8 protein-coding genes are annotated in these 8402 nt (G+C 57.6%); 5 read left to right on the top strand and 3 right to left on the bottom strand.

Features of this window, described 5'->3' with window-relative positions; translation table 11 throughout:
- Window positions 1–174 precede the first annotated feature (174 nt).
- Entirely contained in the window at window positions 175–912 is a 738-nt protein-coding gene (locus AC0R79_RS10565; protein WP_221533012.1) for a thioesterase II family protein, read from the bottom strand.
- Window positions 913–1041: 129 nt separating this feature from the next.
- Here AC0R79_RS10565 and AC0R79_RS10560 point away from each other — a divergent pair, with 129 nt between their 5' ends.
- Complete coding sequence (locus tag AC0R79_RS10560; protein WP_474734340.1) at window positions 1042–2175, top strand: cupin-like domain-containing protein; 1134 nt, start codon at window positions 1042–1044, stop codon at window positions 2173–2175.
- 6 nt (window positions 2176–2181) lie between these two features.
- Here AC0R79_RS10560 and AC0R79_RS10555 read toward each other — a convergent pair whose 3' ends face one another.
- Both AC0R79_RS10555 and ispC read right to left on the bottom strand, forming a co-directional pair.
- Window positions 2182–3354 carry an MFS transporter gene (locus AC0R79_RS10555; RefSeq protein WP_474734338.1) on the bottom strand — a complete coding sequence of 391 codons (1173 nt, stop codon included), beginning with the start codon at window positions 3352–3354 and terminating at the stop codon, window positions 2182–2184.
- Window positions 3355–3438: 84 nt separating this feature from the next.
- A complete protein-coding gene (gene ispC / locus AC0R79_RS10550; RefSeq protein ID WP_474735087.1) occupies window positions 3439–4614 on the bottom strand; it encodes a 1-deoxy-D-xylulose-5-phosphate reductoisomerase in 1176 nt (391 codons plus the stop codon).
- A gap of 399 nt (window positions 4615–5013) precedes the next feature.
- Between ispC and idi the strand changes: the two genes are divergently transcribed.
- From idi to AC0R79_RS10530, 4 genes are read left to right on the top strand one after another with little or no spacing between them, the layout of a single operon-like run.
- Window positions 5014–5559: an isopentenyl-diphosphate Delta-isomerase gene (gene idi, locus AC0R79_RS10545; protein ID WP_433899345.1), complete on the top strand. Its 546-nt coding sequence runs from the start codon at window positions 5014–5016 to the stop codon at window positions 5557–5559.
- Window positions 5560–5572: 13 nt separating this feature from the next.
- Complete coding sequence (dxs, locus tag AC0R79_RS10540) at window positions 5573–7405, top strand: 1-deoxy-D-xylulose-5-phosphate synthase (protein ID WP_474734337.1); 1833 nt, start codon at window positions 5573–5575, stop codon at window positions 7403–7405.
- A gap of 27 nt (window positions 7406–7432) precedes the next feature.
- Window positions 7433–7585, top strand: a complete 153-nt coding sequence (locus AC0R79_RS10535) for a hypothetical protein (RefSeq protein ID WP_474734335.1) — start codon at window positions 7433–7435, stop codon at window positions 7583–7585.
- Window positions 7586–8392 carry an SAM-dependent methyltransferase gene (locus AC0R79_RS10530; RefSeq protein ID WP_474735086.1) on the top strand — a complete coding sequence of 269 codons (807 nt, stop codon included), beginning with the start codon at window positions 7586–7588 and terminating at the stop codon, window positions 8390–8392.
- The last annotated feature ends 10 nt before the right edge of the window (window positions 8393–8402 follow it).

Below are 8402 nucleotides of genomic sequence, written 5' to 3'. Positions count from 1 at the left end.
TTCTTGGCATCCGGATCAGTAGGCAGGCAGCACAAAGGCACGTCGTCCCTATAAAACGAATGCAGACCGGAAAAATTAGCGATTGAGAAGAAGTGTCAGAGAGGAGGTAGAGCGCGGATTTTCTGGTTTTCCAAATACCCCTGTGGGAGCGAGCTCGCTCCCACAGGTAAAGCCTCAGGCCGAGACGGCCAGCGCGTGGCGCCGGTGATGCACCTCAAGTTGATCCTTGATTACCTTGAGCACTCGGGCTTCGTGTTCATGAATGAAGAAGTGCCCGCCGGCCAGCATGTCCACCGAGAAACTGCCCGAGGTTTCCTTGCTCCAGCCGATCAATTGCTCGGTGGTGGCCTTGTCGGCCTTGCCGCCGAGCACATGCACCGGGCACTTGAGCAACGGGCGCTGCAACGGCTGGAATTTGCCACAGAGCAGGAAGTCCGCGCGCAGGATCGGCAGGGTCAGGCTCATCAACTCTTCGTTAGCCAGCACTTCCTCGCTGGTGCCGTTGAGCGTGCGCAGCTGGTCGATCAGCTCAGCGTCGGTCTTCGGGTCGGCAAAACCGCGGTCGTAATCGGCGCGCATGGTCGGTGCAGCGGTGCCCGAGGCGAACAGCGCCACCGGTTCCGGGCAGCCCAGCGCGCGCAGTGCATGGGCGATTTCGCAGGCCATCAGCGCGCCCAGGCTATGGCCGAACAACGCATAAGGGGTCTTGAGCGTCGGGCGCAACTCCCTGGCCAGTTGCATCGCCAGTGCGCGCATGTCGGTGTGCAGCGGTTCGTCGAACCGTGCGCCGCGCCCCGGCAGCTCCACCGGTTGCAGTTGCAGCCATTGCGGCAGCTTCGGCCGCCAACGGCTGTAGACCATGGCACTGGCGCCGGAGTACGGCAGGCACAGCAGGGTCAACTTGGTCACCACGCTTCCCTCGAAAAAATGTCTCTTCAAAAGGGTACGGATCAACGACCCGGAGAATTAGTCGGCGGTGGCTAAATTTCCCCCACAAACCCTCGTTAACCGTTCAGGCCAAAACAACAACGAGGATTCACCGTGGACCTGCAGACCATCCTGGGCAAGCTGTTCGCCAATGCCGGTGCCGTCGGCATCGAAGGCGTTTTCCAATTCGTGCTGGGTCCACAGCTGGCGTGCTGGTCCGAGGTCAAGGCCAGCACCCGCACCGAGGCCGGTCGACACCCGAACCCGGACGTGACCATTGAAGTGGCGCCGAACGATTTCGCCGGGATCATGGGCGGCACCGCCAACGTCGAAGAACTGTTCGCCAGCGGGCGGCTGAAGATCGGCGGCAACATGGGCCTGGCGACGATGCTGCCGCAGATCATCGACCACGCACGCCACGGTGGCGCGCCGGCGCAAAAGGTCGACATGAACAAACGCTACCCGACGCCGCCGCGCCGCAGTGAAACCATCACCGCCGCACGACCGGCGCAGGCCGTCGTCGAGCGCCGGCCGCGCAGCGAGTTGTCAGTCCAGGAATTCGAGGAGCGCTACCTGCCCTTCGGCACGCCGGTGGTCATCAGCAATGCCTTGCACGACTGGCCGCTGTTCAAGCTCAGCCGCGAAGAGTCGCTGGTGCATTTCGCCGAACTGCAGGGCATCACCCGCCACGGCGATTACGTGAAGAAAACCTTCTCCACCGAGCGGGATTTCCGCTCCACCTCGATGGCCGATTTCATCGCCTCGCTGGACAGCCCGGCGGTCAAGGGCGCGGACGGCGAGCCTCCGGCCTACATGGGCAACAACATCCTGCCGGCCGCGCTGATGCAGCAGATCAAATACCCGCCCTATTTCGATGGCTCGCTGTTCATCCCGCCACGGATCTGGATCGGCCCCAAGGGCACGCTGACACCGCTGCACCGCGACGACTCCGACAACCTGTTCGCCCAGGTCTGGGGCCAGAAGAAATTCACCCTGGCCGCGCCCCACCACCGCGAAGCGCTGGGCACCTGGTCCACCGCGCCGGAAGGTGGGCTGGACGGCTGCGATTTCAACCCGGATGCGCCGGACTATGAGCGCTTCCCCGCCGCACGCGACGTGACGTTCCTGCGCGTGACCCTGGAGGCCGGCGATCTGCTGTTCCTGCCCGAAGGCTGGTTCCATCAGGTGGAGTCCGTCTCGACGTCGCTGTCGGTCAACTTCTGGGTGAATTCGGGCCGGGGCTGGTAACCGGCATTATTTGAGGTGACGAAAGCTCTGCACCGCAGAGCCCAGCACCACCGCCCCGGCGGCAATCGCCAGCCAGAAACCGCTGCGGGCGCCGAACGCATCCACCAGTGCGCCGGAACCCGCCGCGCCGATGGCCACGCCGATGCTCAGGCCGGTCACCAGCCAGGTCAGGCCTTCGGTGAGTTTGGCCGGTGGCACGATGCGCTCGATCAACGCCATCGCCACGATCAGGGTCGGCGAGAAGAACAGCCCGGCGATGAAAACCGCGACGGCCAACCCGAAAATGTTGGTCGCCAGCAACAACGGCAGCGTGGTCACCGCCGTCGCCAGACCGCCGTAGAGAAACAGGCGCGGCAACGGCAGCTTCAAGCGCATCGCCCCAAAGGCGATACCGGCCAGACAGGAACCGATGGCATACACCGACAGCACAATGCTCGCCGCCGCCGGCTGGCCCTGCTGCTGGGCGAACGCGACACTGACCACATCCACCACGCCGACAATCACACCCATGGCGAGCATCAACGCCAGCAGCCATTGCACGTCGGTCGAACGAATGATCGAACCCTGATGCTGCGATTCGTGCGGATGCACCGGCGGCTCGGTGCTGCGCTGGGCGACGAACGCCGTCACGCCGATGGCCAACATCAACAAAGCCGCCAGCGGCCCGGCCTCGGGAAACACGCCGACGCACAGCCCCACCGACAGCGGCGGGCCGACAATAAAGCAGACTTCATCGAGCACCGACTCCAGCGCATAAGCAGTCTGCAACTGCGGCTGGCCGCGATAGATTTCGGTCCAGCGCGCCCGCGCCATCGCCGACATGCTCGGCATGCAACCGGCCAGCGCCGCGCAGACAAACAGGGTCCAGGTCGGCGCCTGCAAACGGGTGCACAACAGCAACATCAGCAGCGCGCCCCCGCCGATCAGCGCCGCCACCGGCAGCACCCGCCCCTGACCGAAACGGTCCACCAGCCGTGACACCTGCGGCGCGCAAAACGCCGTGGCCAGCGCGAACGTCGCGGCCACCCCACCCGCCAACGCATAGCCGCCGGTCAATTGCGAGAGCATGGTGATCACGCCGATGCCGGTCATGGAAATCGGCATGCGCGCGATCATCGCGGCAATCACAAAAGCCCGGGCGCCGGGGGCGTTGAACAGTTCGCGGTAAGGGTTTGCCATCGGATGCAGCCTCATCAGGGGCGGCCAAGTTGCCACAAAGCCTGACGGCCGGGGAAGCGAGGAATTGTTGGTGGAGTGTGAAGACTACAAGCGTGCGATTGACTCACGACTGACTCTACGTGCCTGGTCATCTATTGCCAGAATGTCGTCAATCGTATTAACCGGCGCTGAGTCGATGCGTTGCAGGGTTCGATCAATGACTCGCACGATGTCAGTAAAAGAAATTCGCAAGGACAAGAAGGCGTCGACCGCCACTTCATTTGACGCGTTCAGGACAATACTTGCCGCCGGCGGCTGATTGATCACCTCCATGGCCAACTCAAGGCACGGGAAACGAACAAGATCAGGTTTCTCGAAGGTCAATGCCGACAACTGGCTGAGATCCAAAGGCGCGACGCCTGAAGTTATACGTTGCGGATAGGCCAACGCATGGGCAATGGACATGCGCATATCGGGATTGCCCATCTGTGCCAGTACGGACTGATCCCGAAAAACCACCATCGAATGAACAATGCTCTGAGGGTGTATCAGCGCCTCGATACGCGACGGCGCCGTATTGAACAACCAGCTGGCCTCAATGATCTCCAGGCCTTTGTTAATCATCGTTGCTGAGTCGACGGATATTTTTCGGCCCATCACCCAGTTAGGATGAGCACAGGCTTCTTTGGGCGTAACGTCTCTGAGCGATGCCAGCGAACGCGTCCTGAACGGCCCGCCCGAGGCGGTCAGAATCAACCGCTCAACGCCGGATAATTCGGGATCACAACCTTGCAAGCATTGAAAGATCGCATTGTGTTCGCTATCCAGCGGCAAAATAACTGCACCGGACTCTCTGGCCGTGCGCATGAACAACGCACCAGACATGACTAAGGCTTCCTTGTTGGCCAAGAGTATTTTTTTTCCGGCCCGGGCAGCGCTCAAAGTTGGCAGAAGCCCTGCCGCACCGACAATGGCAGCAACGACGGTATCGCACTCTGCGACACAAACGACCTCGCACAAAGCCTCAATACCGCAACATACTTCGGTACGTGACTGTACTGCCTGTAGATGTGCCTGAAGCTCTATCGCGTGGTGCGGTTCACTTACGATAGCCACGATCGGGTTAAACTGAAGACACTGTTGAAAAAGCTTTTTTATATTGCAATGCGCACTTAATGCATACACAACATACTTGTCAGAGTTACGTGCGACCACATCTAAAACACTGTCGCCAATAGACCCGGTAGAACCGAGAACACATAGGCGCTGTAACATTTGAATACCCTAACCCATCAAAACCAGACGTTAAAACTTCGATATATACAAAATCGAAATCACCCAACATCAAAAAAACTCCCACGACCTGCGACATCCACCATCACAAAATTCAGAGAAGTTCTGTCTGACAATAGCTACAAAGCTACGTACCACAAGTGCTATCTCTATGAGCGTTTGCTATAAGCATCAATACAATTCTGAATATTCACTCGCAAAATACCGCATACACCATAGAACTATACAACCAGAAAAAAGCACCAAGAATAAGAAAAAGATCTAATCAAAAATTTGCCGCTTCAACAACAAACAACTAACTTCCAACCACAACACCCGTCTGTTTTTCCCTAAGAAGTCTGGTCAGCGTAGTAACGCCCAGTAGCGAAGACGTATTGGAGTCTAGCTATGGAAGAGTTACTTATTCTGGTCGATCGGCGAGATCGTAAAAAAGGCTGTGCGCCCAAGTTGCAGGCCCATCAATTCGGGCTTTTGCACCGTGCGTTCTCGATCTTTATTTTCGATAACACTGGCCGTGTCCTGTTACAACAACGCGCCTTCGGCAAATACCATTCTCAAGGCCTGTGGACCAACACTTGCTGCGGGCATCCCCGGCTTGGCGAGCGGACGCTTTCAGCCGCAAAACGCCGTTTGCAGGAAGAGATGGGCATAACCTGCTCCTTGCGCAAGGTCTCCACGCTGCTCTACCGCGAAGAAGTCTCGAACCAACTGATAGAGCACGAGTTCGACCACGTGTTCGTCGGTGTCAGTGACTGTGACCCCATCGCCAATCCCGAAGAAGCCCATGCATGGCAATGGCTCAAGCTTTCACAACTCCCCGCACGAATAGCAGCTGCCCCCGAGACCTTCACCGTTTGGTTCCGTCGGATCGTCGAGACCACCGGAGTTTCCAGGATAAGCGCCTGGAAAGAACTTGCAAAAATGAGCCACTAGAAAGGAATCCAGCATGTTCGAATTACTCAAGACCATCGATAGCCCGGTTGATTTGCGTGCGCTGCATGTCGCCGCCCTGGGCCCACTCGTGGATGAACTGCGGGCGTTCATTTTGCATAGTGTCGCTAGAACCGGCGGTCACCTCTCGGCCAACCTTGGCACCGTGGAATTGATTGTTGCGCTGCATTACGTGTTCAACACCCCCAACGACAGAATCGTGTGGGATGTCGGCCATCAGGCCTACGCCCACAAAATCCTTACCGGACGACGTGAGGCGATGGAGAGCATTCGCCAACTCGGTGGAATTTCCGGCTTTCCCCGCCGTTGCGAATCTGAATTCGACACCTTTGGCACGGCGCACTCGAGCACTTCCATCTCGGCGGCACTGGGCATGGCGTTGGCCGCTCGTAATCAATCGCAACCCCGCCATTGCGTAGCAGTAATCGGAGACGGCGCGGTAACCGGCGGCATGGCATACGAAGCGATGAACAATGCCGGCTTATATAAGGAATTGCCGTTTCTTGTGATTCTCAACGACAACGATATGTCGATCTCGCCACCGGTCGGGGCCTTACGCGAATACTTCGGGAATTTGAAACAGTTAAAAGAGTCAGGAACCGAGGCGACTTTTTTCGAAGCCTTGGGCTTTGGCTACACAGGCCCCATCAACGGTCATCATCTCGACGAGTTGCTCCCTGCGCTGCACGCCCTGAAAAAACTGCGCGGCCCGCAACTGCTGCACATTGTCACAGAAAAGGGGCACGGTTATTCACCGGCAGCATCCAACCCGGTGCTTTACCACGGACCGGGACAATTTGACCCCGCACACGGTATCGATCCCCCTGTGACCAGCAAGGCCACTTACACCCAAGTATTTGGCAGGTGGATATGTGATGAAGCTGAACGTGATCCAAACGTCGTGGCAATCACCCCAGCGATGTGCGAAGGATCAGGTCTGGTGGAGTTCGAACGACGCTTCCCCGACCGTTTTTTCGATGTCGGAATTTCCGAACAACACGCGCTGACCTTCGCTGCAGGATTGGCAGCCGAGGGTTTGAAACCGGTGGTGGCGATCTACTCGACCTTTTTGCAACGAGCTTACGACCAGTTGATTCACGATATCGCTATCCAGAATCTGCCTGTGGTTTTCGCCATAGACCGGGCTGGTATCGTCGGTGCCGACGGTGCCACTCACGCGGGCGCTTTCGACATCGCTTATCTGCGCTGTATACCGAACCTTACTGTCATGGCCCCGGCAGATGAAGACGAATGCCGACTGATGTTCCACACCGCCCTCCTCCAAAAAGGGCCGAGTGCAGTGCGATATCCACGCGGATCGGGTAACGGCGTCGTCACGTCGCGGGCATTGCATACCCTGCCGGTGGGCAAAGGTGAAATCCGCCGAAACTCCACGCAGCCCACGGGCTATCGCATCGCTATCCTGGCATTTGGCTCGATGCTGCGCCCCGCCCTTGAAGCCGCCGAAGCATTCGACGCCACTGTCGCCAACATGCGCTTTATCAAACCCCTCGATGGGGCCCTAGTTGAGCAACTGGCCCGGAACCATGATCTGTTGGTAACCATTGAGGAAGGTTGCGTGATGGCGGGTGTTGGCTCAGCGTGCCTGGAGCAGTTAGCCGCGATCAGCCACTCACCGCCAGTGCTGCAATTGGGCTTCGTCGATCAATTCATCGAGCACGGTGCATCTGAAAAATTACTGAGTATGTGCGGGCTCGATGCGCCCGGGATCACGCGTTCGATAGAGGTATTTATAAGCCGCCTCGATGTGAAGTTTCCCGACAACAGCAACGCAACGATCGGCGTGTCGTTGCGGACACGAGTATGACGTGAATATTCACAAGGAGAGAAAACAATGAGCAAACAAGCCAAACCGGCTGTCATCGCCGACGAAACTCACTTGCCCTATCAGATCATTCAAGGATCCAGCGTCGATAACTACCAGGAAAAGGTTGTATACACCTATGGCGACAGTCCCGAAGACTGGCGCAAGGCGATCGGTAATTAGATCCTCTTCCAGTTCGGTGTCTATGACGATCCACGTTCGACACCGCCAATCAGCCTCGACGAGTCAGGTATTCGCTACTTTGAGCGCCAACTGAAACTGGCAGGTCTGGAAGAACCCGATCGCCCACCGATCAAACGTATTCTCGATATCGGCTGTGGCTGGGGTTACATCCTTAAGTATCTGGCCGAACGCTTCCCGGAATGCCAGCACCTCGACGGCGTGAACGTCAGCCGGCGCCAACTGGAATTCTGCGCAAAATTTCACGCCGAACAGGGTTTGACCGATCGCATCAATCTGTACCTGTGCAACGCCAAAGACATCGAATTGCTCCCCGATGCCGATGAGCCCTATGACCTGGTGATCATTCGCGGCGTGATCTCGCACTTTCCCGATGAACTCTACGAAAACACCATGCGCGCCCTCTTTTCTCGAGTGCGCGAAAGCGGCGTCGTAGTGATTTCCGACAACCTATACAACACCGATCCCAAGGAATACAAACCCGACACTCCGGACGACGTGGATCGCTTGGCCTGCAAACACCGCAAGACACCTGAGTACTTTCGTCAAGTGCTGGAAGAGAGTGGTTTCACCACTCATGACATGCGCGTATTGCCATCCAACATAGATGTTGCACGCTGGTTGATGGATTCGAAAGCCAATATTGAAAACGAGGAACTGTTTCCGAATGGGGTGACGGGGGCATTGGAAGAGTTGCGGGTATTGGCGGAGAACTGGTCGGTGGCGCTGCTTAAGAACAAGGTTTCTACTTATAGTGTGATTGTGAAAAAGCCAGGCGAAAAGTTCTGATCGCTTTTAA

This window comes from Pseudomonas sp. HD57-3 (assembly GCF_056113135.1).
This window is presented reverse-complemented; position numbering and strand designations above follow the sequence as displayed.

What these genes read in the sequence shown, in the direction of transcription:
- AC0R79_RS10555 (WP_474734338.1), bottom strand. Translation starts at nt 3,354, where the DNA reads ATGGCAAACCCTTACCGCGAACTGTTCAACGCCCCCGGCGCCCGGGCT.
- idi (WP_433899345.1), top strand. Translation starts at nt 5,014, where the DNA reads ATGGAAGAGTTACTTATTCTGGTCGATCGGCGAGATCGTAAAAAAGGC.
- dxs (WP_474734337.1), top strand. Translation starts at nt 5,573, where the DNA reads ATGTTCGAATTACTCAAGACCATCGATAGCCCGGTTGATTTGCGTGCG.
- AC0R79_RS10535 (WP_474734335.1), top strand. Translation starts at nt 7,433, where the DNA reads ATGAGCAAACAAGCCAAACCGGCTGTCATCGCCGACGAAACTCACTTG.